Raw genomic sequence first — 23739 nt, 5'->3', positions numbered from 1 at the left:
TCCTTGTAATAACAAGACTTTAAATTATCGAAAGAGGGTGCAGCTTTATTCTTAAGGTCACGCAAAGCTATCCACTCGACCCAAACGAGCTTACGTTCCTGAGTTAGATAAGGAGGATGCCGCGATGAGGATGAAGTACAACGAGGTCGAGGTATCGCGCCTGAGCGCCGACCGGGAGGTTGCTCAAGCAGAGCGAGTGAGCAGTAAAAAAAAGCGCCATCTGTACCTTCCTTGGTAGCGAACCGGTGCAAACCGTAGCGTCGCAGCGGAACCGTGATCGAGTGCGCAGTTGCTGCGCGTGATGGCACATTAGCCACTGCTTCCGTATGGGTAAAGCAGACGATGGATTAATCCTCGGTTTTCACGCCGTCGCCTGACGCGCGGTCGCTCGCGCCGTCTGCACTTTCCGCCCGCCTACCCTGTCCACCCTGCATGGCTCAGTTGCGGAGGTGATCGTGGAAGGCATGTTTTTCAGTAGCGGAACGATGTTGATACGCACGCTGGTGGTGGGCGTGCTGGCCTATATCAGCCTGGTGCTGCTGTTGCGCCTGTCGGGGCGGCGGACGTTGTCGAAGATGAATGCGTTCGATCTGGTGGTGACGGTGGCGCTGGGTTCGACCTTCGCGACGATTCTGCTCAATCGCGATGTATCGCTGGCCGAGGGGGTGCTGGCGTTCGCCCTGTTGATCGGGCTGCAGTACGCGGTCACCTGGTCCAGCGTGCGGGTGGCCTGGGTGCGGCGTACGGTGACGGGCGAGCCGGCGCTGCTGTTCTATCGCGGGCGTTTTCTCGGCGATGCCATGCGCGTGGCGCGAGTGACCGAGGACGAGGTGCGTGCCGCCGCGCGCAGCCAGGGACTGGCCGCGCTGGATGGCATCGAGGCGGTGGTGCTGGAGACCGATGGCAGTTTCAGCGTGATCACCGATGGCGCAGGCGACAGCCGTTCCACGCTGGACGGGGTGAATGTGCCGGGGCCGAATGAAAAGGGCGTTTGAGGCCGTAGCCCTCTTCGCCGGCGGCTGATCGCCGGCCCGCGCCGGTCCGGTTGCCGCCACGCGGCGCTGCCGCCAGACTCGCTGTTTCCGCTCGCTATTCGATGCGACCTCACCGATGAAAACCAACCTCGACGAAATGCTCGCCTTTGTCAGCGTGGTCGACAGTGGCTCGATCAGCGCCGCGGCCGAGCAGCTGGAACAGACCGCTTCGGGCGTCAGCCGGGCATTGAGTCGCTTGGAGGACAAGCTGGCGGTGACGCTGTTGCGCCGCACCACGAGGCGCCTCGAGCTGACCGAGGAGGGCGAGGTGTTCCTGGCGCAGGCGCGGCGCATTCTGGCCAGCGTGGAGGAGGCCGAGGAGCAGATGGCGCTGCGGCGACAGACACCGGCGGGGCGTTTGCGGGTCAACACCGCTTCGCCGTTCATGCTGCATGTGATCGCGCCGCTGATCGGCGACTTTCGCGCGCGCTACCCGCAGATCGAGCTGGAGCTGTACAGCGACGACCGCATCATCGACCTGCTGGAGCGGCGCACCGATCTGGCCATCCGCATCGGCCCGCTGCCGGATTCCAGCCTGCATGCGCGGCCGCTGTGCCACACCATGCGCCGGGTGCTGGCGAGCCCGGCCTATCTGCAGCGGCATGGCGTGCCGCTGCAGGTCGAGGACCTGGCAGATCACAGCCTGATCGGCTTTACCGAGCCGGATCGGCTCAACGATTGGCCGTTGCGCCATGCGCTGGGCGAGAGCTGGCGGATCACGCCGGCGCTGCGTGTCTCCAGCGGCGATACGGCGCGTGAACTGGCGCTGGCCGGCGAGGGGTTGGTGTGCCTGTCCGACTTCATGACCGAGAAGGATCGCCAGCGCGGCGAGCTGGTCGAGGTGCTGGCGGCGCAGCGCGTCGATGTGCGCCAGCCGATCAACGCGGTGTACTACCGCAACAGCGCGCTGGCCTCGCGCATCGCCTGCTTTATCGACTTTCTCAGCGAGCGCCTGGGCGCGTAGCCGGCCACGCATCAACCGTTGCCGAGCATCTCGCCGACCTTGCTGGCGAAGACGTCGATGGCGAAGGGCTTGGTGATCACCGCCATGTCCGGGCCGAGAAAATCATTGGCGGCAAAGCTCTCGGCATAGCCGGTGGCGAACAGCACCTTCAGGCCGGGGCGTTGCTGGCGGGCGATGTCGGCCAGTTGCCGGCCGTTCATGCCGGGCAGGCCGACGTCGGAGATCAGCAGGTCGATGCGCTGCTCGCTCTCGGTGATGCAGAGCGCTTCGCTGGCTTCGCCGGCCTCCAGCGTTTCGTAGCCCAGTTCGTTCAGCACCTCGACCACCAGCGAGCGGACCACCGGCTCATCCTCGACTACCAGGATGGTTTCGCCAGAGCCTGTAGGCGTGCGCTCGGGTTCGTGGGCGAGGGCGCTGACTTCGCCCTGATGCACCGGCAGGTAGAGGTGCACCCGCGTGCCGATATCCGGCTCGGACTCGATCTGGATGTAGCCCTTGGCCTGCTTGATGTAGCCATACACCATCGACAGCCCGAGCCCGGTGCCCTGGCCGATCGGCTTGGTGGTGAAGAACGGCTCGAAGGCCCGTGCCATGACGTTCGGCGCCATACCGGTGCCGGTGTCGGTGACGCTGAGCAGCACGTATTCGCCGGCGCTCATGCCGCGCTTCTTCGGGTCGGGTGTGTCGCCCATGGCGAAGCTGGCGGTGGACAGGGTGATGCGGCCGCCGTAGGGCATGGCATCGCGCGCATTGATGACGAGGTTGATCAGCGCGCTTTCCAGCTGGTTGACGTCCATGCAGGCAGGCAGCAGCCCGGCGCTGAGCCGCGTCTCGATGGTGATGTTCTCGCCCGTGGTGCGATGCAGCAGATCCTCCAGCGAGGCCACCAGCTGGTTGACGTCGACCGGTTTGAGGTCGAGCGCCTGCTGCCGGGAGAAGGCCAACAGGCGCTGGGTCAGCGCGGCGGCGCGCTGGGCGGACGTCACGGCGGCACCGATGTAGCGCTCCAGCTCCAGCGGCTCGTTGCGCTGATGGCGCCGCTGCATCAGGTCGAGGCTGCCGATGATGCCGGTCAGCAGGTTGTTGAAGTCGTGGGCGATACCGCCGGTGAGCTGGCCGACGGCTTCCATCTTCTGCGCCTGGCGCAGGGCTTCTTCGGCGCGGCTGCGCTCGGCGACCTCGGTGGCCACCCGCGCTTCGAGGGTCTCGTTGAGCTGGCGCAGGCTGTTCTCGCTGACGCGCAGGGCATCTTCGACATGCCGGCGGGCGCTGATGTCGGTGCAGGCGCCGGCGACATAGGCGAGCGCTCCGCTGGCATCGCGAAAGGCCTTGGCCTTGCAGGCCAGCCAGCACTCCGCGCCGGCACGCAGCAGGCGAAACTCCGCGGTGTAGTCGTCGCCCCTGGCGTAGTGGTCGAAGGCCAGCCGTACATCGGCGCGGTCTTCGGGATGAACCTGCTCGACGAAGGTATCGACGCTGGTCACCTTCAGCCCGAGCGGCAGGCGGAAGAGCTGCTCCAGCGCGCTGTCCAGGCTGAGGCTGCCATCGCTGAAGAGCCAGGTGAAGGTGCCGATGCCGGAGCCGAGCAGCGCTGCGCGAAAGCGCTCCTCGAAGTGGCTGAGGCTGGCGCTGCCCTGACGCAGGACTTCCTCGGTCACGTCTTCGACCTGATGGATGATGTAGAGCACGGCGCCGTGCTCATCGAGCACCGGGACATTCAGCGGCCGCCAGTAGCGCAGCTCGAAACCGCCACCCTGCGCTGCGGGCCGGGGGATATCGTAGCGGGTGATCGCCATGCGGTCCGGCGCGCGGCTACGCAGGACGCGCTCGAGCGAGTCGCGCAATACGCTGGTGCCGAACTCGGTCGGGTCGTCCGGGTTCTTGCGGAACACGTCGAAGACCGGTCTGCCGATGCTTTCTTCCCTGCGCGTGTAGGTAGCGCGCAGCTGCGCATCGCTTGCAGCGAGGATGGTGAAATCCTGATCAGGCGCGAGGATCAGATGCAGGTTGGGGACGGCTTCGAATATCGCCTGATAGTTGAGCGTTTGCGTCATCGGACAAACGGGCCCTTTGAATGAAGCCCCGGCAGGGCGGTTCGCCACCGGCCAGGGGCTGCATGGTTTGAATGAGCGTGTGTTTTCTCGCTGCGTCAGGCCCCAATCGGCTGAGTCCCGGCTCGGCCTGGCGCATTTGTCATATTCAGCAGAGGCGGCGAGAGCGACGATGGTTCCGGCCACCTGACGGAGCGCAGGCGAATACCGGAATAGGGCGACGCGCGGGCGTTGGCAGGTGCAGATAGCGGCCGCAGGGAGATCAGGTCAGCGGTCGCGCAGCCGGCTCGGGCAGGGCGAGGGCAGGAAGGTGTCGGGGAGGTGACGGTTGATCGGAACGCCGCAAACGCCCTAAAGCGACACGGCCCTGCCCAGCGAGGTGCTGAACAGGGCCGCGGGGTTTTCTGTCACTGCGGACGCATCCGCAGGCTGGCGCTTACTGGCCGAGCAGACCGGCGTTCTGCGCCGAACCGAAGGCGAAGCCGATGAATTCCTGCACGCTCATTTCGCGGCCGTTGAAGGTCACCCGGTTGTCTGCGTAATGCAGCGAGCTGACCAGGCGTTCGCCTTCCAGGCGCGACCAGCCGGTGTCCAGCGCCATGCCGCTGAACAGCTCGGTGGCGGCGTCGGTTTCCTGCTGCAGTGCCGCCTTATCGGGCTGGCCGTCAGGCTGGTTGTTCTGCGCGACCAGCCCGGCGATGTCGCGCACCAGGTCTTTGTCGATACCGGCTTCGGCCTTGAGCGAGGCGAGCATGCTGGTGATCATCGCATCCGGGGTGAAGGCTTCTGCGCTCGGCGATTGCAGGTCGAGCACGACGGACAGGCGGGCCGAACCGTGGGCGGTCTCGAAGCCGAACTCGTCGAGGGCCAGGGTGGGTTTGTGTTCCAGCAGCTGCAGGCCGTGCGCCTGGAGTTCCTGCTGCTGGGCGGCAGTCATGCCGACGAAGGATTCCTCCGGCGTGGCGCTGCTGTCGAGGATTGCCTTGTAGCTCGCGACCAGCGCCTTGAGGCTGCTTTCCTCGAGGTTGCGCAGGCTGAAGGCGAGGGTGAGGTTGCGCAAGGCCTGGCCTTTGGCGCTGACCTCGCCGATGCGGTAGGCGATGGTCTGGTCGAGGCCACGGCTGCCGCGGCTCAGCGACTCCTCGACGGAGGCCTGCTGGATGACCACGGCGGGCTCGTCGCCGGCCTTGATTTCCATGCGCTGCAGGGTGATGGCAGACGGGCCGAAACCGAAACCGGCGTCATAGTCCTGCTTGTCGGCGCTCAGGCCGATGCCGCGCAGGCTCACCTGCACCGGCTGGCCACTGTCGCTGCGCTGCAGGTCGATATCGACTTCCGCCAGCTCGCCGTCCATGCGCACGTCGCTGCCGTCCTTGTTCGCCTCGAAGTTGAGGTTGGCGGGGGCGATGCGCACGCTGCCGTCCTCGTCCTCGATGTTCAGCGCGGCGGTGCGCAGATCGCCGGCTTGGCCGCCGTCGTAGCCGATGGCCACCTCACCCACCAACGGCACTTCGCCGGAGGCGGCGTCGAACAGCTTCTGCGTCAGCGGTGTGCGTTCGAGTTCGAAGTGGCTCTGCGCGGCGACCGGCATCAGCTGGCCGCGGCTCAGGCGCGAGACGGGAAAGGGGCCGTGTTCGAGGCGATCGTTCAGCAGCAGGGCGTAGTGCTCGGTGTTGCCTTCGTCATCCGCTACATCGATATCGATCTGGTAGCGCGCGGTGCTGGACAGCAGGCCGCGTTCGAAGCTGAGCAGGGTGAGGCTGACATCGGCACCGGCGCCGACGCCCATCTCGCGCAACTTGAGGTTGGCCTGGTCGACGGCATCGCGGGCAGTCGATTCGACCTGGGTGCTGGTGTAGAAAGTGGCGGCCCCGAAAAGGGCCAGGGGTACGGCTACGGCGAGTGCGAGCTTTTTCATGGAAGCATCCTGTGCGGTGGCTGGGCAGACGTCCTGTCAGCCGATGGTTGGCAAGCGGCGGCACTCTAGCAGCGCGCTTCGGCAGGCTCCAGCGCGCCGGGGCAGAGGATGGGAAGGGTGAGAACGTGGCAACAGATTCGGGCGGGACGACGCCTGCCGCGCCTTCGCCGCCCTGCCTGTGTGGTTAATGCGTGTTGTCCGATTTCGGCATGGGGATCGCCACACTGCTTTCCACACTGCCGGCCTCGGCATTGCCTTCCTTGTAGAAGGGTTCGGTTTCCTCGCGGGCCTGTTGCCAATGCTCGCTTTCCTTGCCTTCCGGCTGGCCTTCGGCTTGCCAGATTTCATAGGCGCGCTGGCGGATTCGTTCGTCGACGTTCATGTGACAACCTCCTGGTCACGGGCTCGCGAACGCGAGCCGCTAAGCAGTGGAAAGGGGGCTGTGGCGGAGGTTCCGGCGGGGCGACGAGCGCGCATGGCCCTGGTTGCGCCGTGGCGTCGCAGGCTGGATAGCGCCGCGCATGGAACCGCCGGCGCTGATGCGGTCGAAGCTCTGGATAAATGGCGCCGACTGGCGTTTCATTCGCTTCGCGCCACGCCCGCCTGGGCCGGCGTACCGCCTTTTCGCACAGGACTGACCGATGAGTATCGCCGCCAACGCAGGACGCCTGCCCGACCCGCACACCCTGACCCACCTGCCGCGCCTGGTGGCGCGCTACTACAGCGACCGGCCGGACCCGTCCGACCCGGTGCAGCAGGTGGCGTTCGGCACCTCCGGGCACCGCGGTTCCTCGCTCAAGGGCAGCTTCAACGAGTGGCACATCCTCGCCACCACCCAGGCGATCTGCGATTACCGCCGCCAGGAAGGCATCGACGGCCCGCTGTTCATGGGCATGGACACCCATGCGCTGTCCGAGCCGGCGTTCGTCTCGGCACTGGAAGTGCTGGCGGCCAACGGCATCGAGACGCGCATCGACGCCGGTTGCCCGGAAACCGGCGGCGAGCCGGGCTACACGCCGACCCCGGCGATCTCCAACGCGATCCTCAGCTACAACCGCGGCCGCGCGAGCGGGCTGGCCGACGGCATCGTCATCACGCCGTCGCACAACCCGCCGGGCGATGGCGGCTTCAAGTACAACCCCACCAATGGCGGCCCGGCCGACACCGGTGTGACCAAGTGGATTCAGGAACGCGCCAATGCGCTGCTGGTCGCCGGACTCGATGGCGTCAAGCGCATGGATTACCGCCAGGCGCTGAAGGCCTCGACCACCCAGCGCTTCGATTTCATCGACGCCTATGTCGGCGGGCTGGAGCGGGTGATCGACCTCGACGCCATCCGCGGCTCGGGTCTGAAATTCGCGGTCGACCCGCTGGGCGGCGCCGGCGCGCACTACTGGCCACGCATCGCCGAGCGCTTCGGGTTGCCGCTGGAGGTGCTGTCCACGGTGGTCGACCCGACCTTTCGCTTCATGCGTCTGGACTGGGACGGCAAGATCCGCATGGACTGCAGCTCGCCACATGCCATGGCCGGGCTGATCGAGAACAAGGACCGCTTCGACGTGGCCTTCGCCTGCGACACCGACCACGACCGCCACGGCATCGTCACCCGCTCCGGCGGCCTGATGAACCCCAACCATTACCTGGCGGTGGCCATCGAATACCTGTTCACCCATCGCCCGGGCTGGAGCGCCGAGGCCGGCATCGGCAAGACGCTGGTGTCCTCGTCGATGATCGATCGCGTCGCCTCCGGCATCGAGCGCCGCCTGGTGGAAGTGCCGGTGGGCTTCAAGTGGTTCGTCGACGGTTTGATGGATGGCAGCCTCGGCTTCGGCGGTGAGGAATCGGCCGGTGCTTCGTTCCTCGACAAGCAGGGCGGCGCCTGGTCCACCGACAAGGACGGGCTGATCCTCGGCCTGCTCGCCGCGGAGATCACCGCGTTGACCGGCAAGGACCCGAGCGAGCGTTACAAGGCGCTGACCGACCGCTTCGGCGCGCCGGTATATCAGCGCATCGACGCCGCGGCCAACCGCGAGCAGAAGGCACGCCTGGGCAAGCTATCCGCATCGCAGGTCAGCGCCAAGGAGCTGGCCGGCCAGCCGATCACGCGCATCCTCACCGAGGCACCGGGCAACGGCGCGGCCATCGGCGGGCTGAAAGTGGAAACGGAAAACGGCTGGTTCGCCGCACGGCCGTCCGGCACCGAGGACGTGTACAAGATCTACGCCGAGAGCTTCGAAGGCGAAGCGCACCTGGCGCGCATTCAGGCCGAGGCCAAGGCGCTGGTGGATTCGGTACTGGCGGGCTGAAAGCCAAGGCCCGGCGTCAGGCGTCGGGCTTTAGCTGCTGGCGGTCACTGATGCTGACCGCCAGCTGCGCGGCTTCGACAGCGTCGGTCAGGTAGCGGCTGTGGCCATGAGCATCGGTGACCCGATAGACCCTGGCGATATCCGGGTGGCGCAGATGTTCGGGGATGTCGTCGCCTTCGAGCTTGGTCAGGCTCACGCTCATGCCTCGGCTCCTGTTGGCGGGTACTGTCTGGCATCTGACTGCGCCGCGGCCGATGCGATCCGCGGCCACCCTCTTCAGCGCTGCCCGTCCAGCACCTTTTCCACCTCGATTTCCAGCGCATAGGCCGGCTGTTCCACGGCGCGGTAGTCCAGCGTATAGCGTCGGGCGAATTCCGCGACGCCCCAGTCCAGATACTGTTCGACGTGCTTGAGCTCATGGGCCCAGAGCGCGACGTTGTCCTGCGCATCGCTGGCGTGGCGGAAGACGATGACGTCGATCAGGGTCACGGCGTTGACGTCCGGATTGCGCAGCAGGGTGTTGCCGGCATTCAGCGCCACCTCGTCGCCGACGCGGTAGTGCGCGCTTTCCAGCACAGCGAGATCGAAGAAGGGTTCGAGCTGCGAGCGGATATGCAGCGGCATCGGCTCGAAGTCGCCGGCCATCAGACGATCCCGCGATTGCTGAATCCAGTTCTGCAGCGCCAGCGCGGCCATGCGCTGCACACGGTCGTAAACGGCCTGGGTGTCGCTGGCAGAGCCGGGCACGCAGAGGCAGCTGCCGCTCAGGCAGATTGGCTGTTGGCCAGGCGGGCAGACCGTCTGTGCCAGAGCCGGAGCGCCGGCCCATGCCATGCAGGCGAGCAGCAGGGAAAGGCGGCGAAGAAGCGGGGTGAACGACACGCGAAGTCCTCGAAGGCGAGGGCGAGCCCCGGGCCGGTGCGCACTATAGCCGTGCGCCCGGGGCTCGCGAAGAGGGCCTTCAGATCACCGGCGATGCCGCGCTCACCACGCGCAGGGCCAGGCCTTCGTAAGGGTCGAGGTTAAAGGTCAGCTCGCAGTTCTCGGTGAGGTCGCCTTCCACGCGCTCGTGGATGATGTCCACCACCGGGCCGGGCGCCACGCCGGGCAGGCAGACGGTTTCGCTGATGGTCTCGGCGCTGAAGTTCAGTGCGGTGATCTGCACGCCTTTGCCGGCCGGCAGTTCGTGAACCATGATCAGCAGCCCCGGCGCCTGCACATCGGGAATCAGGATCTGCTTGCTCGCGGCGATGTCGTAGGCCTGACGCACGCTGAGGATGCGTTTGAGCTGGCAGGCGAAGGAGCCGCCGTGCTGCAGCTGCTCGGCCAGGCTGCCGTACAAGGCGCGGGCTTTCGGCAAACCTTCGGCGGACGTCGACGCCTCGGGTGCCAGGTCCGCCAGGTCATAGCCGCCGCGGTTGATCCAGCGCGTGTCGCCGTCGCCCATCAGGTGCTCGACCTGCTCGGGCGCCAGCGGCAGGGCGCCGACCAGATCCCAGCCGGAGAGGGCGAACACGCCGGGCTGCATGGCGTTGAACATCACCAGCAGGAGATGCAGGCGCTGGATCTGCTCGACCTCGGCCGGGCCGATGGCGTCCAGATCGCGGATGTTCAGCGCCGCCGCGATCACGCTGGCGGTGGTGCAGGCCACGCCGTTGGTGACGAACTTGAGGTTGTAGGGCGCATGCTCGCCGGTCAGCCGTTCGTACAGCTCCTCACGGATCAGCTCGCGCAGGTGTCCGCCGGGCAGCGTCTGGCCCTTGTAGTGGTAGTGGTCGTAGGCGTGCAGCGTCCAGAAATGCACCAGTTCCAGGGTCAGCTCGTCGTGGTTCTGCAGTGCATGGATCAGCGAGGCCGGGTCGATGCCGAAGGCGTGCACCTCGCGCAGCATCATGCGCAGGAACTCGGTGTCGCCGGTCACCAGCGCGTGGTGGTAGGCCGGACGGGTGATGAAGTCGTAGGACAGGTCGGCGCCGCCGTGGGACATGGCGGCGATATCGTCGATGGTCAGGTTCAGCTCCTGGAAGCTGAAGCCACCGGCCTTGCGAATCGCGCCAGCGAGCAGCTGGTTGCCGGTGACCGAGAGCGGATGGCCCTCGGACCAGGCGGTGCCCTCGGCCCTTCGCTCGACACCGAGAAAGCCGTTGGCATCCAGGCGCAGCATGCGGGCGCCGGCCACATCAATGGCATGCAGGGCATCGCCAATGATCAGCTGCTGGGCGGCGAACGTCGGATCGAGCCAGTTCAGCGACGGCTGACCTTCCTTGAAATAGTGTAGGTAGACCCAGCGCCTGACCTTGCCGTCGACCCCGGTGACTTCCCCGGTGGCGCTCCAGTCGGTGTCCTTGATGCCGGGCTCGAAGAAGATCACCCGCTGCAGCTGGCCGACGATGTAGTGCTTTTCATGCAGGCGATCAACGACCGGCGGTTCGAGATTGACCGAATCGCGTCCCGGCGGCACCTCGGGCAGCAATTCCCAGTCCTCCTCGCGGATCTCCACCATGTGGTACAGCCCCGGGTAGTCGCCGTAGGCCATTTCCGCGAGGCGGAAGTCGGCGCCCTTGCCGGTGTGCGCCGGGACGATGTCGTCGATGACGATGGCGTTGTGCGCGGCGGCGACCCGGCTGAGCTGCAGCATCTGCTCTTCGGTGCCCAGCTTCGGGTCGATATCGAAGCTGATGCGGTCGAAGTTGCCATCGATGGTCGGCGTGTACTCGCGGCCGCTCAAGCCACCAGAGCGCTTCATCGGGCCGTTGTGGATACCTTGCACACCCAGCTCGGAGAGCGCGCTCCACAGGCGGTCGTTACCCAGCGCTTCGAGCACCGTACCGCCCTCGGGGGTGATGATGGCTGCCGGGTAGGCGGTGAACCACACCGAGCCGATGGCGCTGGCATCGCGCGGCCGCGCCTGGGCGTAGGGCCGCTGCCAGAGCCGCGCCTGGCCGGCATAGAGGCGCGACCGCTCGCGCGCCGCGTGCAACATGGACTGGTCCACCAGCCACTTGATATAGCTATCGTCTGGGATGCTCATTCGACGTCGGTTCCCGCTGTGCTAAGGGAAATGTAGTCGTTTGAGTCGGGTGTTCCGTCATCGTTGCATCGAATCGTCCGCCGAAGTTGTCCGGGCCAGCCGCGACGACCGGGCATCCGGCGCGGCCCGTGGCTTGACGCGTCGTGGCCGACCACGCAGGCGGCGCCAGCCAAGCAGCACGCCACTGACGGCGATCACCAGCATGCCGGCGCTGAATGCCAGCAGCAGGCCGTCACGCAGCAGCGGCCGTTGCAGCAAGGGCAGCCAGTCCCAGCTGTGCAGCAGCTTGAACACCCAGCGCACGGCACGCCGGCGCTGGTCCAGCTGTTCGATAATGTTGCCGCTGTAAGGATCGATGTGCAGCCAGGTCGCGGCCGGATCGTCGAAACGCACCCGCAGCAGCGGCAAGGGTCGCGGCAGATGGCTGTAAAGGCTCGGTTCGCTACGGGCGTAGTAGTGGAAATCCTCCTGTTCCAGCCATTCGAAGCGCAGCTGCTGTTCGGGCCAGGCCTGGCGGACCTCGCGCTCCAGCAGGGCGCGCTCAAGGCGTTCCTGTGCCGGCTCGGAATGGGTGGCGGGCAGAATGCGTGTTTCGCCCCTGGCATCGATACCGAGCAGATAAGGCTGATCGCCGAGCACCTGCCACTGCAGCTCCACCGGTTCGATACCAGCCTCGCGGAATCGGGCCAGCGCGGAGGCCAGATCCGTATCCAGCGCCTCGGTGTTTAGCGGCGCTTGCCGCAGCGCGGCGGCATCGATGGTCGAGTGCTTCTCGAACAGCCCCCAGGGCTCCATCGACAGCATGCCGCTGACCAGCCAGACCAGCAGCGCCACGCCGACCAGCATCCCGCCAACGTGGTGCACGCGGCCAGCGCCAGCCGGGTAGGGCGAGTGCGAGCCGTTGCGGTAGCGACCGGCGAAGCGCCAGCGCAGCAGCCCGATCAGCATGCCCAGCAGCACCAGCACCGCGGCCAGCAGCGCACCGTAGACCAGCGCCACCGACCAGATCGCCTTCGGCATGACTTCGCGCAATGGGTAGAGCCAGTGCAGCCAGGCGCCCAACAGGTTCCAGGCGCGCTCGTGGGCGGTGGCGTCGCGCACCACCAGCCCGGTATGGCTGGAGACGTACAGCAGGCGCCCTTCGGCATCGTCCGCCTGCACGCGATACAGCGGTCGCTCGCGGGCCAGAGCGTGGTTGCGCGTCCAGGCATCTTCCGCGACCCGGTCGAGCAAGTGCACCTCGGAAACGGCGAACTGCCGCGCACTGGCCAGTGCCTCGGCAGCGCCGATGTGCTCGATGCGCTTGCCGCTGCGTGCATCGACCGCCAGCAGCGGCCCGTCACCGTAATCCAGCAGATAGCGCGGCGAGCCTCCGGCGCGCGTCAGACGCAGACTGAGCGGCGTGCGCGGTTCCTTGCTGACGGCAAGCGCTGCACCCGGTGCGATGCAGAAATCGGCACTCAGCGGCTGCAAGCGCGACAGGTGCTCCTCGGGCGTCAACTTGGGGTAGCCGACGAAGAGCATCACCACGCCGCTGACGATCCAGAGCAGGACAAACAGGCCGAGCCCGATACCCAGCCAGCGGTGCGCGAGGTACAGATAGCGCTTCATGCCGGTCAGAAGTCCAGGGTCACGGCGGCATACAGCGCGCGGCCATCGCCCGGCGCGTGCAACGACTGGACACCGTCGTACCAGACGTACTCGTAGTAGCGGTCGGTGAGGTTCTTCAGTTGCAGGTCGACGGCCAGCTGCTCGGTCAGCTGATAGCTGGCGCCCAGGTTGAACAGCACGTAGCCGCCGTACTTGCCCTGGGTGTTTTCGCGTTCGAGGTAGTAGTCGGTCTGGCCGTTGAGCCAGGCGCTGAGCTGCAGGTCCGGGGTCGCCTGGTAGGTGCTGCCGGCCGAGTACAGCCGCTGCGGCACATGGTCGATCTGCTGGCCCTGGCTGGCCGGCAGGCTCGGATCAGCTTTCTCGATTTCGGAGAACTGCCAGGAGTGCGCCAGCCACAGATTCAGATCGCTGGCGGGGTAGAGGTTGAGCTGGGCGTCATAACCCCAGCGGCGGGTCTGCCCGAGGTTTTCCGATTCACCGCTGGGGTCGTTGAGCCGGCGCCGCACCTCGTCCGTGGCCACCTGCTCCCAGTAGGCGACGCGGCCGTCGAGCCAGTGCACCGGGCTGAACTTGATGCCGGTTTCCCAGCCGTCATTGATCGACGGCGAGAGATCGCTGGTGCGCGGCGGCACCTTGTAGGCGGCCGCGCCGGTACCGATCTGGAAGGTCCGCCCCCAGTTGCCATACAGGCTCAGCTGCTCGATGGGGGTGTAGATCAGGCTAATCTTCGGCTGCTCGATGCTGCCGTAGTCGTTGATCGCGTAATCGTTGCCACTGAGCTCGTCGGTGAAGTCACCCCGAATGCGGTCGACGCGAAATGCCGGGATGATCTTCAGCGATTTCACCGGCTGGATCACCGCCTGCAGGTACGCGCCGTAGCTGTCGTAGTCGAAGCGCTGGTCGCGGGTCTGGGTCACGACCTGGCGCTCGACGGTGGTGTAGCGCTCGCTGCGGTTGCGCTGCTGTTCGGTGTCCAGCCCGCCTTCGAGGGCCAGGTCATGGAGCCAGGACACGTCCGGCCGGTAGGTCAGCGAAGTACGCGCGCCGTAGTGATTCTCCTCGCTGGTGCGTCGCTGTTGCGGCTGGGCCTGGGAGAAACGCACCCAGCGGTCGTCATCCAGGGTGTTGATCCAGACCTTGGTCGCCCAGCTGAGGTCGCTGGCCAGCTGGCTGTCCAGATGCAGGCTGAGCTGGTTCATGCGCCGCTCACCCATGTCGCTGGCCGACAGCGCATAGGACTGGCGGGGCGAGTGCCGTGCGTCCTCACGGGACAGGTACCCCGGCTCGTCGGCCTCGGCCTCGTGATGCCGGGCGATCAGGCCGAGGCGCCAGTTGCCGGCATCCGGCGTGTAGAACCATTTGCCGGACAGGCTGGTGCGCTCGCTGCCGGCATGGTCACGGTAGCCATCGCTCTTCTGCTGGCCGATGAAGTAGTTCTGCGTCCAGCTGCCGCTTTCGATGCCCTTGGCCAGCTGCAGCTCCTGGGTGTCGTAGCTGCCGTAGCGCAGCCGTGCCTTGCCGTAGTCACCGCCGATGCGCGACTGCACGGCGACGTTGCCGGCGATGTTGTACAGGCCGTAGCGCGGGTCGTTGGTACCGCGCACCACCTCTATACCGTCGATCTCCAGCGGGAACAGCATGTCCAGATAGGGCATGTTGCCGTCGTTGCTGTTGCTCGGGATGCCGTCGATCAGCAGCTTGACCGCGTTGACCTCACCCTCGCCATTGAAGCCACGAAAGGACAGCTTGCCGGAGCTGGTGCCCTGGCCGAATTCGGTGAGCATCACCCCCGGCGTGCGACGAAACAGCTCCCAGCTGTAGAGCACCGGCTGCTGTTCGAGAATGTCGCCGCCGAGCAGGTCGACCGAGCTGATCACGCTGCTGGTCGGCAAGCCACCACCAGACTGGGTGGCGGTGACGGTGCTGCTGCCCAGCGACAGCGCGGAGGCGGCGGTATCGGCAAGGCTTGCCGGCAGATAAGCAGCAGCCAGGGCCGCAATAACAAGACGAGGCAGCGCAGGGCGCCGCGACGGGTGCGCAGGATGGTCGAGCATCTCGCATGTTCCTTGTGCAACAGACAGGGCCGTACGGCGAATGGCCGCAGGCAAACGCCAGCACCACCGTGGTCGGTGCAGACAGTTCAGGCGAAGCAACGAAGGGTGACGCCAGCGGCGTCAGGCGAGGGGTGAGGCGCGCGGGTTGAGGGCCGGCCATTGTTGCCGTGGCGACGGCCGATGGGCGCCTGCTTCGACAGCGAGGACCGGGCCGCCACGAATTTCCTGCGGTAGCAGCGGTGCGGCACCGGGCAGCGCTGCCAGGCCCATCGAGCCGGCGCAGCAGCAGCACGGCGGCATCCCGCCATGGGTTGCCGGTTCATGCTCGCCATGCTCCGCCGACCCGTGCAGTGCGTGCGACTGCTGCAGCTGTGCCTGCATCAACGGGCAATGTCCGCTCCAGCCGAGCAGCCGCTTGGTCTCTGCCGGCAACAGGCCCGACAGCGGCATGCTCAGCAGATGGATCAGCAGGGCCAGGCTGGCGAGCCAGGCGGGAAGGCGGCGGCGTGTCATCGGCGATCCGATCAGGCGCGGGTGCGAATGGCGTTCATGATAGGAACGACTCTCAGCAAAAAGAGTTGCGCAAACTCAAGAATGTTCGCTGATCGTCAGGCCTGCCGGTCAGGTTCGCTGCGCGACGCCATCGTCACGCAGCGAACGGCAGACCTCAGCGGGTTTTCAGCAGCGCTTGGGCAGCGTCCGCCGGTTGGCCGGCCAGCTGGCGCTGGGCCTGCTTCTGCTGCTTGTAGGCCAGCGCGGCGGCGGGTACCGGGGTCACGGTGCCGGTTTCCAGCCACTTCTTGAGGCGGTTGGCATCGGCCATATGGGTGTACTTGCCGAACGCATCGAGCACCACGAAGGCCACCGGGCGTTGCTTCATGGTGGTGCTCATCACCAGGCAATGGCCGGCAGCGTTGGTGAAGCCGGTCTTGCTCAGCTGAATGTCCCAGTTGTTCTTGCGCACCAGGGCATTGGTGTTGCGAAAGCCGAGGGTGTAGTTGGGCTTGCGAAAGGCCACAGTCTTCTCGTCAGTGGTGCTGAACTGCTGGATCAGCGCGTACTGGCGGCTGGCGCGGATCAGCTTGACCAGGTCATTGGCACTGGAGACGTTGCGTTCGGACAGCCCGGTGGGCTCGACGTAGTGCGTGCGGGTCATGCCCAGCGCCCGCGCCTTGGCGTTCATCGCCTGGATGAAGGCCGAGTAGCCACCCGGATAGTGGTGGGCAAGACTGGCGGCGGCGCGGTTCTCGGAAGACATCAGGGTCAGCAGCAGCATCTCGCGGCGGCTGATCTCGCTGCCGATACGCACGCGGGAGAACACGCCCTGCATCTCCCTGGCATCGCGGATGGTCACCGGCAGCGCCTGATCCAGCGGCAGCTTGGTGTCCAGCACGACCATGGCGGTCATCAGTTTGGTCACCGAGGCGATCGGCACCACCATGTCTGGATTGCTGGAGTAGAGCACTTCGTTGGTCTTCAGATCGACCAGCAGGGCGCTGCCGGAAGCGAGTTCCTGAACGGCCGGCTTGGCGGCCTGGGCATGGATGGCCGGCAACGAGGCCAGGCAGGCGAACAGCAGACTGGCGAGGGTACGACGAAAGTTCACGATGGGTGTTTCCCCGCGATGGAAGGGCGAAATGCGCTGAATGCAACGTGGTAGACGTTTCGCCAGTATAGGGAATCGCCCGCAGACTCGCCTCCTTCCGATGAGCGGTTCGTCGGAAGAGCAGCGCCAGAGCGGCCGCGTAACGATCCGGCCGATGTTGCGCGCAAAGATCGGGCCGCACCTCTGCCTGTTTTCGGAGTCAAACAACCACACTTACCGAGGGGAGGTCCCACCATGTCCCGTTTCAGCAAAGCCACCACCCGCGAAGAAGTCCAACACGAGATCGACAGCCTGATGCGCGCGCTCGATGAGCTCAAGCACGATGCCACCCACGACTCGCGCAAGCGCCTCAGCGCACTGCGTTCGCGTGCCGAGTCACTCTGGCACGACAACGACTGGGATGAGCACTATGCCGATATCTCCCGACGCACCCGCGAAGCCAGCCGTGCTGCGCGCGAATGCGCCAAGGAGCATCCGCTGGGTACCCTGGCTCTGGCAGCGGGCGCCTTTGCCGTGATCGGCTATCTGATCACCCGTCGCTGATCGGCAGCCGTCATGCTCAATGCCGAAACGCCGCGGTTGAAGTTCGCCCTTTACGGCGCTCACGACGACCTTGGCAGCGCGCTGCTGGTGGAGCTGCTCAGCCGCCAGCATGAGGCCGTGGCATTGCTCGACGACCTCAATTCGATAGCCGCCCGGCCAGGTCTGCGGACCAAGCCGGGCGATCCGTTCGATGCAGTGAGCGTCAGCGAGAGCGTGGCCGGGATGGATGCGGTGGTCTGTCTGTTTCAGACGCCGCGCCTACCGGGTGCCAATGCCACTACCGGCGAGTCGCCCCAGCGCGATTTCTACCAGGCGGTCGAAGCGCTGTTGCTCGGGCTGGAGCGCGCCAAGGTCGAACGCCTGCTGCTGGTTGCCGACTTTCCGGCAATCGAGTTGCAGCCAGAGGTCGAGGCTGCCCTGCAACGGCTGATAGCCCATCCGCTGCGCTGGACGCTGGTGGATGCGCCGTCAGCGGGCAATCAGTTGACCGTCGAGGCGCTGGCCGAAGCCGCTGGCAAGGGCGACGCCAATCCCTATCGGGAATTGCAGCGTATTGCCGCCGGCATCGTCGACGAACTGGAAAACCCCCAGCACATCCATCAACGCATTCACTTCAGCGGCTAGCTGAGCTGCCGACGCAGTTCGGCGAGCACCGGCGCGGTATCGGGGCGTACGCCGCGCCACAGTTCGAACGCCTCCGCCGCCTGCTCCACCAGCATGCCGAGCCCGTCGCGGGTGTCCGCACCCAGCGCTGCCGCCCACTGGCAGAACGCCGTGGGCCTGGCGGCGTACATCATGTCGTAGCAGAAGCTCTGACCCGGCCGGATCAGGCTGTCGGCCAGCGGTGGCAGTTCGCCGCCGAGGCTGGCCGAGGTGCCATTGATGATCAGGTCAACCGGTTCGGCAAGATCAGCGAAGGTGCTGGCGGACAGCGGCCCCAGTTCGGCGAATTCCTGCACCAGCTGTTCGGCCTTGCTCGGCGTGCGGTTGGCGATGATCAGCGCCGCAGGCTTTTGCGCCAGCAACGGCTCGAGTACGCCACGCACGGCCCCGCCAGCGCCGAGCAGCAAAATGCGCTGGCCCGCCAGCGCCACACCGGCGTTCAGCAGATCGCTTACCAGCCCGGCACCGTCGGTGTTGTCACCGAGCAGGCGCCCGTCTTCGAGCATCTTCAGGGTATTCACCGCGCCGGCCCGACGGGCGCGCTCGGTGAGCTGATCCGCCATGCCATAGGCCTGTTCCTTGAACGGCACGGTGACATTGGCGCCCTGGCCATCCCGGAAAAACGCCCGGGCGAACCCCGGAAAGTCATCCAGCGGCGCCAGCAGTGCCTCGTAGCAAAGCGCGTGGCCGGTCTGCGCGGCGAACAGGGCGTGAATCTGCGGTGATTTGCTGTGGCCGATGGGGTTGCCGAAGACGCCGTAGCGGTCCATGGGTGAATCCTTGCAGTGTTGGGTGCAGGTAGCAGTCGAAGCTCAGGGCTGCTCGGCGAGCCAGGCGCGGTCCTGCAGGAAATACTCGGTCAGCCGCGCTTCCGGTGTGCCCGGCTCGGGGTGCTTGTCATAGCCCCAGGCCACTTGCGGCGGCAGCGACATCAGGATGGATTCGGTACGCCCGCCCGACTGCAGGCCGAACAGCGTGCCGCGGTCATAGACCAGGTTGTATTCGACGTAGCGGCCGCGGCGCAGCAGCTGGAACTGCCGCTCGCGCTCGCCGAACGGCGTGGCCTTGCGCCGCTGAACGATGGGCAGGTAGGCGTCGAGGTAGGCATCGCCGACTGCGCGCATGAAGGCGAAACTGGTGTCGAAATCCCACTGGTTCAAATCGTCGAAGAACAGCCCGCCGACCCCACGCGGCTCGTGGCGGTGCTTGATGTGGAAATAGCGATCGCACCATTCCTTGTAGCGCGGATAGACATCCGCACCGAACGGCGCACAGGCGTCCCGCGCGACCCGGTGCCAGTGCACGCAGTCTTCCTCGGCGCCGTAATAAGGCGTCAGGTCGAAGCCGCCGCCGAACCACCAGACCGGTTCCTCGCCTTCCTTCTCGGCGATGAAGAAGCGCACGTTGGCGTGGGAGGTGGGCACATACGGATTGTGCGGGTGGATCACCAGCGACACACCAAGCGCCTCGAAGCCGCGCCCAGCCAGCTCCGGGCGATGAGCGCTGGCCGACGGCGGCAGGCTGTCGCCATGCACGTGGGAGAAGTTCACCCCGCCCTTCTCGATCAGTGCGCCGTTCTCGATCACCCGCGTCCGGCCACCGCCGCCACCGGGCCGCGTCCAGGCGTCCTCGGCGAAGCGCGCGCCGCCGTCTTCGGCCTCCAGCGCAGCGCAGATGCGGTCCTGCAGATCGAGCAGATAGGCTTTGACGGCTTCGGTCCTGTGGTTCACGAAATCACCTTGCGAATGACCGCACGCAGCCCTTGAGGCGTGGCTGGGCGGTGCTTGAAACGGGGTCGGCCGGCAAGCATAGCATTCAGCCGATTGACGAACGCAGCCCCGGCGGGTTGGATAGAGGCTCTTTCAATGACCAGGAGCCAGACATGTCCCAGCGCATCCAATTCAGCCAGCACGGCGGTCCCGAAGTCCTGGAACAGGTCGATATGCCGCTCAGCGCGCCGGCTGCAGGCGAAGTGCGGGTGCGCAACCATGCCATCGGCCTGAACTTCATCGACACCTATTTCCGCGGCGGTCTGTATCAGCCGCCGAGCCTGCCATCCGGGCTGGGCACCGAGGGGGCCGGTGTGGTCGACGCGGTGGGCGAGGGCGTGCAGCACCTGCAGCCCGGTGATCGCGTCGCCTATGCCACCGGCCCGCTGGGTGCCTACGCCGACTATCACACGCTGCCTGCACGGCACTTGGTCAAACTGCCGGACTCCGTCAGCTTCGAGCAGGCTGCCGCGGTGATGCTCAAGGGCCTGACCTGCCAGTACCTGCTACGCCAGATCCATCCGTTGCAGGCCGGCGAGACAGTGCTGTTCCATGCTGCCGCCGGCGGTGTCGGATCGATCGCCTGTCAGTGGGCTCGCGCACTCGGCGCGCAGTTGATCGGGGTGGTGGGCTCGGCAGAAAAGGCCGAGCGAGCCAAGGCCCTGGGCGCCTGGGCCATCATCGATCGTACCCGCGAGGACGTGGCGCAGCGCGTGCTGGAGCTGACCGAAGGCAGGAAGTGCCCGGTGGTCTACGACTCGGTGGGCAAGAGCAGCTGGGAAATCTCGCTGGACTGCGTCGCCCCGCGCGGCCTGCTGGTCAGCTTCGGCAACGCCTCCGGGGCCGTCACCGGAGTGAACCTGGGTGTGCTGGCGCAGAAGGGCTCTCTGTTCGTCACTCGGCCAACTCTGGCCGGCTACGCTGACACGCCGGAACGTCTGCAGGCCATGGCCGATGAACTGTTCGAGATGATTGGCAGCGGCAGGATCCAGGTCGAGATCGGCCAGCGCTACCCGCTCAGCGAAGCCGCCGAAGCCCAGCGCAAACTGGCGGCAGGGGAAACCACCGGATCGACCATTCTGCTGCCCTGACGCCGCGGCGGCTGCCTTTATAGGGGCAGCCGCACAGTGCGTTTCACCGCCGGCTCAGGCCGGACGAATCACATCACCCGTGCGCAGATCGCGAATGACGCTGGGGTTACGTCGCCCACCCAGCGGACCGGCGAACACGGCGTCGAGCTGACGCGGGAAATACTGCTCGACCCGCAGCCGCGAGCGCGCTGCTGGACGGCCGGCAGGGTTGGCGGACGTCGAGACCAGCGGGCCGGTCAACGCACACAGCCGCGTGACCAGTGGATGATCGGTCACCCGCAGCGCGACGCTGTCGTGCCGCCCGGTGATCCACTCCGGCAAGCGGCCGCGATGCGGCACCAACCAGGTATTCGGCCCCGGCCAGGTAGCGGCCAGGCGGTCAAGCCAGCGCTCGGGCACATCGTCCAGCAGGAAGTCGAACTGCTCGATGCTGTCGGCGATCAGGATCAGGCCCTTCTCCACCGGCCGCTCCTTGAGCGCCAGCAGGCGCAGCACCGCCGCTTCGTCCCATGGGTCGCAACCCACGCCCCAGACCGCTTCGGTCGGGTAGGCGATCACTCCGCCGGCGCGAACCACCCGCGCCACTTGCTGCACACGCCAATCGCCGATCATGCCGACCTCTGCCTGACTGAAAAGCCGGCAGTTTACCCAAGGCATCTGCCGTCGAGCAGGGGGCTGGGCGACCGATTCGCAACAGCCTGCAACAGACCCTCTGCACTTCGAGCGCGCAAACAACAGGGCGTGAATCGGCAGACGCACCACAGGTCTGCTGTGCGACTCAGCTCCGCCTAGCGCGAGATCGCCGTCCAGAAGCCGTTGTCGCAGGCCACCAGCCCGTCGACTTCCAGTTCGGTCAGCTGCGCCAGCACCTGCCCCAGCGGCTGATCGAGCGCCATGGCCAGTGCTTCACTGCTGCGCGGGGCGGCCAGCAGCTCGCGCAGCAGGGGGTTGTCCGACTGCTTCGGCGCCGGGCCTTCGCCGTCGGACAACTCGACCCACTGCCAGCCGCGCAGGGCTTCGAGCACATCCTCGACCGACTCTACCAGCGCCGCGCCCTGACGGATCAGCTGATGGCAGCCACGGGCACCGGGATGATGGATCGAGCCGGGAATCGCGTAGACCTCGCGGCCCTGCTCGGCAGCGAGTCGCGCGGTGATCAGCGAACCGCTCGACGGGCTTGCCTCGACCACCAGCACGCCCAGCGACAGGCCGCTGATGATGCGATTGCGCCGCGGAAAGTTGCTCGCCTGCGGTGGGCAGTCCAGTGGCAGCTCGGACACCAGCGCACCGCCTTCGTCGACGATCTGCTGGGCGAGGCCGACGTGACGCTGCGGATATAGCCGTTCGAGACCGGTACCGAGCACCGCGACGGTCTTGCCGCCGGCGTCCAGCGTACCCTGATGCGCGGCACCATCAATGCCCAGCGCCAGCCCGCTGGTGATGACGAAGCCGGCACCGGCCAGGCTGCGGGAGAACGCCCGGGCATTGTCCAGGCCATTGCGCGAGGCGCGGCGGCTGCCGACCATCGCCAGCTGGGGTCGCTCGAGCAAGCCGGGATCGCCGGCAATGAACAGCAGCGGTGGCGCATCCGGCAGTTCAGCCAGCAAGGCGGGGTAGTTCGGGTCGTCCCAGCAGAGCAGATGCCGGTCCGGCTGCTCCAGCCAGCCGAGGGCGGCACTGGCACGCTCGCGGATGTCGGCGCTACGTCGTGGCTCGGCACAACTGGCCGGCAATCCCAGCGACCGCCAGGCAATGGCCGGCGCGCTCAACGCCGACGCGGCATCGGGAAAGGCGCTCAGCAACTTGCGCAGGCGGCGTGGGCCGAGTTCGGGCAATAGATGCAGACGCAGCCGGGCTTCCAGCTCGGCAGGGGAAATGGCAGGCATGGCGAACACTCCTTGTCTCTTTGCACCGCATCCGTGCGGTGCTGTCGCAGCATGAAAAAGCCCCGCATTCGCGGGGCTCTCTTGTTTCAGGGGTTACGGACCTTGTCGCTCACCGCCAGTGAGCGGGTGGCCTGCAGTATCAGGCCGTAGCTGAGCTTGTCGTAGGTGCGGAACACCATCAGCAGGCCGGAACGCTCGTCCGGAATCTTCACGTTCTCACCCGTCACGCGGTCACGTACGGTTTCGCCGGTCTTGTAGACTGCCAGCACGTTGCCGTCCTTCAGACCGTCGCGAGCGCCCTTGTTCAGGGTGACCACGTCAAACTGGCCGATCTGGGTAACGCCGCGCGGTACATCGAGAATCACACCGTCCACCTCCGTCTCAGGCGAGCTGGGCATGAACGTCGAGTTGACCGCACGCTCCTCGCTGGCGAACAGACGATCGCCGATGCGGGCTTCCTGGGTGGTACGGGTCAGGTGCATGGTGGCGATATCGCCTTCGACTTCGACGATGTCCACGGTGCCGATGTCATCGGCGTTGATACCGAGAAATTCGCCGGTTTCCGGATCGACGTAGGTCTTGCCCTGGCGGAAGATGCCGTACGCCGGCATGTCTTCTTCGAAGCTCCCGCGGCCGTAGATGCGGTCGCCCGCGCCGCTGACCACCCGCTCGGCGTTGCCGGCGACGATGTAGGGCGCACCCTGGAACTGCTCGGCGGTGTCGATGATGCGGTTGCTCAGCAGGAAGCTGTTGATCGCTTCCAGCGGAATGGTCGGGATGGCTTCGGCCATCGGCGTGGTGCGAACGGTCGGCGACAGTTTGATGGTGCCGCGCGAGGCGCCGCGGTCGAGCACAAGACGCGGCTGGCCGTCGACGTAGACCAGGCTCAGGGTATCACCGGGATAGATCAGATGAGGGTTGGCAATCTGCGGGTTGGCATGCCACAGCTCCGGCCATTTCCACGGCTCGCGGAGGAAGCGGCCGGAAATGTCCCAGAGTGTGTCGCCCTTCACCACCGTATAACGCTCCGGATGGTTGTCCTTGAGCTGCACCGCGGCCTGGGCGAGCCCGCCGACGGCCACCAGCAGCAGGGCGAGTAGTGATTTCCTCATGTGGTGAATCCCTTTATTATGTGCCTTCACGTAAAGCGCCCTAGCGCCGCGGAACCCTTTTGGATCGCGGCATTAAGCCGTTTTCCATGCTGCTCGGCAT

Annotated in this window: 21 protein-coding genes; 6 read left to right on the top strand and 15 right to left on the bottom strand. The window is 66.2% G+C overall.

Translation table 11 applies throughout. The annotated features are described in order from the left end of the window. Positions 1-455 precede the first annotated feature (455 nt). Complete coding sequence (locus tag BM275_RS08270) at positions 456-995, top strand: DUF421 domain-containing protein (RefSeq protein WP_090520599.1); 540 nt, start codon at positions 456-458, stop codon at positions 993-995. Between the two features lie 115 nt (positions 996-1110). Then, positions 1111-1998: a LysR substrate-binding domain-containing protein gene (locus BM275_RS08265; protein WP_090520596.1), complete on the top strand. Its 888-nt coding sequence runs from the start codon at positions 1111-1113 to the stop codon at positions 1996-1998. Positions 1999-2009: 11 nt separating this feature from the next. On the opposite strand, the gene BM275_RS08260 is transcribed toward BM275_RS08265, so the two are convergent. The 3 genes from BM275_RS08260 to BM275_RS08250 all read right to left on the bottom strand — a co-directional run bounded on the left by BM275_RS08260 (position 2010) and on the right by BM275_RS08250 (position 6349). Further along, on the bottom strand, positions 2010-4052 hold the full coding sequence (locus BM275_RS08260) for an ATP-binding protein (RefSeq protein ID WP_090520594.1): 2043 nt from the start codon (positions 4050-4052) through the stop codon (positions 2010-2012). 433 nt (positions 4053-4485) lie between these two features. Then, positions 4486-5967, bottom strand: a complete 1482-nt coding sequence (locus BM275_RS08255) for a YdgA family protein (protein ID WP_090520592.1) — start codon at positions 5965-5967, stop codon at positions 4486-4488. Positions 5968-6151: 184 nt separating this feature from the next. Then, entirely contained in the window at positions 6152-6349 is a 198-nt protein-coding gene (locus BM275_RS08250; protein ID WP_090520589.1) for a DUF2934 domain-containing protein, read from the bottom strand. Positions 6350-6608: 259 nt separating this feature from the next. Between BM275_RS08250 and pgm the strand changes: the two genes are divergently transcribed. Next, positions 6609-8273: a phosphoglucomutase (alpha-D-glucose-1,6-bisphosphate-dependent) gene (gene pgm, locus BM275_RS08245; protein ID WP_090520588.1), complete on the top strand. Its 1665-nt coding sequence runs from the start codon at positions 6609-6611 to the stop codon at positions 8271-8273. 16 nt (positions 8274-8289) lie between these two features. Here the strand turns inward: pgm and BM275_RS08240 are convergent, their stop codons facing one another. The 7 genes from BM275_RS08240 to pbpG all read right to left on the bottom strand — a co-directional run bounded on the left by BM275_RS08240 (position 8290) and on the right by pbpG (position 16575). Continuing rightward, positions 8290-8475 carry a hypothetical protein gene (locus BM275_RS08240; RefSeq protein WP_090520586.1) on the bottom strand — a complete coding sequence of 62 codons (186 nt, stop codon included), beginning with the start codon at positions 8473-8475 and terminating at the stop codon, positions 8290-8292. 74 nt (positions 8476-8549) lie between these two features. Continuing rightward, on the bottom strand, positions 8550-9155 hold the full coding sequence (locus tag BM275_RS08235) for an eCIS core domain-containing protein (RefSeq protein ID WP_090520583.1): 606 nt from the start codon (positions 9153-9155) through the stop codon (positions 8550-8552). A gap of 79 nt (positions 9156-9234) precedes the next feature. After that, entirely contained in the window at positions 9235-11304 is a 2070-nt protein-coding gene (gene treS, locus BM275_RS08230; protein WP_090520582.1) for a maltose alpha-D-glucosyltransferase, read from the bottom strand. Positions 11305-11361: 57 nt separating this feature from the next. Beyond that, positions 11362-12915: a sodium:proline symporter gene (locus BM275_RS08225; protein WP_090520580.1), complete on the bottom strand. Its 1554-nt coding sequence runs from the start codon at positions 12913-12915 to the stop codon at positions 11362-11364. A 5-nt stretch (positions 12916-12920) separates the two neighbouring features. Then, the gene (locus tag BM275_RS08220; protein WP_090520578.1) at positions 12921-14969 is read right to left on the bottom strand and encodes a TonB-dependent receptor; all 2049 of its coding nucleotides are present in this window, start codon (positions 14967-14969) and stop codon (positions 12921-12923) included. A gap of 120 nt (positions 14970-15089) precedes the next feature. Beyond that, the gene (locus tag BM275_RS08215) at positions 15090-15482 is read right to left on the bottom strand and encodes a DUF2946 family protein (RefSeq protein WP_090520576.1); all 393 of its coding nucleotides are present in this window, start codon (positions 15480-15482) and stop codon (positions 15090-15092) included. Positions 15483-15636: 154 nt separating this feature from the next. Continuing rightward, positions 15637-16575 carry a D-alanyl-D-alanine endopeptidase gene (gene pbpG, locus BM275_RS08210; protein ID WP_090520572.1) on the bottom strand — a complete coding sequence of 313 codons (939 nt, stop codon included), beginning with the start codon at positions 16573-16575 and terminating at the stop codon, positions 15637-15639. Positions 16576-16809: 234 nt separating this feature from the next. Here pbpG and BM275_RS08205 point away from each other — a divergent pair, with 234 nt between their 5' ends. Then, entirely contained in the window at positions 16810-17118 is a 309-nt protein-coding gene (locus BM275_RS08205; RefSeq protein WP_090520570.1) for an ElaB/YgaM/YqjD family protein, read from the top strand. A 12-nt stretch (positions 17119-17130) separates the two neighbouring features. Then, positions 17131-17742, top strand: coding sequence for an NAD(P)-dependent oxidoreductase (locus tag BM275_RS08200; RefSeq protein WP_090520568.1), 612 nt, complete (start codon positions 17131-17133; stop codon positions 17740-17742). Here the strand turns inward: BM275_RS08200 and aroE are convergent. Together aroE and hemF are read right to left on the bottom strand one after the other, a co-directional pair. Next, on the bottom strand, positions 17739-18551 hold the full coding sequence (aroE, locus tag BM275_RS08195; RefSeq protein ID WP_090520566.1) for a shikimate dehydrogenase: 813 nt from the start codon (positions 18549-18551) through the stop codon (positions 17739-17741). The two genes, BM275_RS08200 and aroE, sit on opposite strands and share 4 nt — an antisense overlap. A gap of 42 nt (positions 18552-18593) precedes the next feature. Beyond that, complete coding sequence (gene hemF / locus BM275_RS08190; RefSeq protein WP_090520565.1) at positions 18594-19511, bottom strand: oxygen-dependent coproporphyrinogen oxidase; 918 nt, start codon at positions 19509-19511, stop codon at positions 18594-18596. Between the two features lie 152 nt (positions 19512-19663). Here hemF and BM275_RS08185 point away from each other — a divergent pair, with 152 nt between their 5' ends. Then, on the top strand, positions 19664-20641 hold the full coding sequence (locus BM275_RS08185; RefSeq protein ID WP_090520563.1) for a quinone oxidoreductase family protein: 978 nt from the start codon (positions 19664-19666) through the stop codon (positions 20639-20641). A 54-nt stretch (positions 20642-20695) separates the two neighbouring features. Here BM275_RS08185 and tsaC read toward each other — a convergent pair whose 3' ends face one another. The 3 genes from tsaC to BM275_RS08170 all read right to left on the bottom strand — a co-directional run bounded on the left by tsaC (position 20696) and on the right by BM275_RS08170 (position 23639). After that, on the bottom strand, positions 20696-21253 hold the full coding sequence (tsaC, locus tag BM275_RS08180) for an L-threonylcarbamoyladenylate synthase type 1 TsaC (RefSeq protein WP_090520559.1): 558 nt from the start codon (positions 21251-21253) through the stop codon (positions 20696-20698). A 176-nt stretch (positions 21254-21429) separates the two neighbouring features. Beyond that, entirely contained in the window at positions 21430-22527 is a 1098-nt protein-coding gene (dprA, locus tag BM275_RS08175) for a DNA-processing protein DprA (RefSeq protein WP_090520556.1), read from the bottom strand. Positions 22528-22613: 86 nt separating this feature from the next. Beyond that, positions 22614-23639 carry a LysM peptidoglycan-binding domain-containing protein gene (locus BM275_RS08170; RefSeq protein ID WP_046621984.1) on the bottom strand — a complete coding sequence of 342 codons (1026 nt, stop codon included), beginning with the start codon at positions 23637-23639 and terminating at the stop codon, positions 22614-22616. Between the last annotated feature and the right edge of the window lie 100 nt (positions 23640-23739).

This window comes from Stutzerimonas kunmingensis, from assembly GCF_900114065.1.
Classification (GTDB): Bacteria; Pseudomonadota; Gammaproteobacteria; order Pseudomonadales; family Pseudomonadaceae; genus Stutzerimonas; species Stutzerimonas kunmingensis.
The sequence above is the reverse complement of the archived record's forward strand: the minus strand, read 5'-3'. Positions and strand labels throughout refer to the sequence as shown.

Excerpts from the sequence above, each read along its gene's own strand:
- BM275_RS08265 (WP_090520596.1), top strand. The coding sequence starts at position 1,111 with ATGAAAACCAACCTCGACGAAATGCTCGCCTTTGTCAGCGTGGTCGAC.
- BM275_RS08260 (WP_090520594.1), bottom strand. The coding sequence starts at position 4,052 with ATGACGCAAACGCTCAACTATCAGGCGATATTCGAAGCCGTCCCCAAC.
- BM275_RS08255 (WP_090520592.1), bottom strand. The coding sequence starts at position 5,967 with ATGAAAAAGCTCGCACTCGCCGTAGCCGTACCCCTGGCCCTTTTCGGG.
- BM275_RS08250 (WP_090520589.1), bottom strand. The coding sequence starts at position 6,349 with ATGAACGTCGACGAACGAATCCGCCAGCGCGCCTATGAAATCTGGCAA.
- pgm (WP_090520588.1), top strand. The coding sequence starts at position 6,609 with ATGAGTATCGCCGCCAACGCAGGACGCCTGCCCGACCCGCACACCCTG.
- BM275_RS08240 (WP_090520586.1), bottom strand. The coding sequence starts at position 8,475 with ATGAGCGTGAGCCTGACCAAGCTCGAAGGCGACGACATCCCCGAACAT.
- treS (WP_090520582.1), bottom strand. The coding sequence starts at position 11,304 with ATGAGCATCCCAGACGATAGCTATATCAAGTGGCTGGTGGACCAGTCC.
- BM275_RS08225 (WP_090520580.1), bottom strand. The coding sequence starts at position 12,915 with ATGAAGCGCTATCTGTACCTCGCGCACCGCTGGCTGGGTATCGGGCTC.
- BM275_RS08220 (WP_090520578.1), bottom strand. The coding sequence starts at position 14,969 with ATGCTCGACCATCCTGCGCACCCGTCGCGGCGCCCTGCGCTGCCTCGT.
- BM275_RS08215 (WP_090520576.1), bottom strand. The coding sequence starts at position 15,482 with ATGACACGCCGCCGCCTTCCCGCCTGGCTCGCCAGCCTGGCCCTGCTG.
- BM275_RS08205 (WP_090520570.1), top strand. The coding sequence starts at position 16,810 with ATGTCCCGTTTCAGCAAAGCCACCACCCGCGAAGAAGTCCAACACGAG.
- BM275_RS08200 (WP_090520568.1), top strand. The coding sequence starts at position 17,131 with ATGCTCAATGCCGAAACGCCGCGGTTGAAGTTCGCCCTTTACGGCGCT.
- aroE (WP_090520566.1), bottom strand. The coding sequence starts at position 18,551 with ATGGACCGCTACGGCGTCTTCGGCAACCCCATCGGCCACAGCAAATCA.
- BM275_RS08185 (WP_090520563.1), top strand. The coding sequence starts at position 19,664 with ATGTCCCAGCGCATCCAATTCAGCCAGCACGGCGGTCCCGAAGTCCTG.
- tsaC (WP_090520559.1), bottom strand. The coding sequence starts at position 21,253 with ATGATCGGCGATTGGCGTGTGCAGCAAGTGGCGCGGGTGGTTCGCGCC.
- dprA (WP_090520556.1), bottom strand. The coding sequence starts at position 22,527 with ATGCCTGCCATTTCCCCTGCCGAGCTGGAAGCCCGGCTGCGTCTGCAT.
- BM275_RS08170 (WP_046621984.1), bottom strand. The coding sequence starts at position 23,639 with ATGAGGAAATCACTACTCGCCCTGCTGCTGGTGGCCGTCGGCGGGCTC.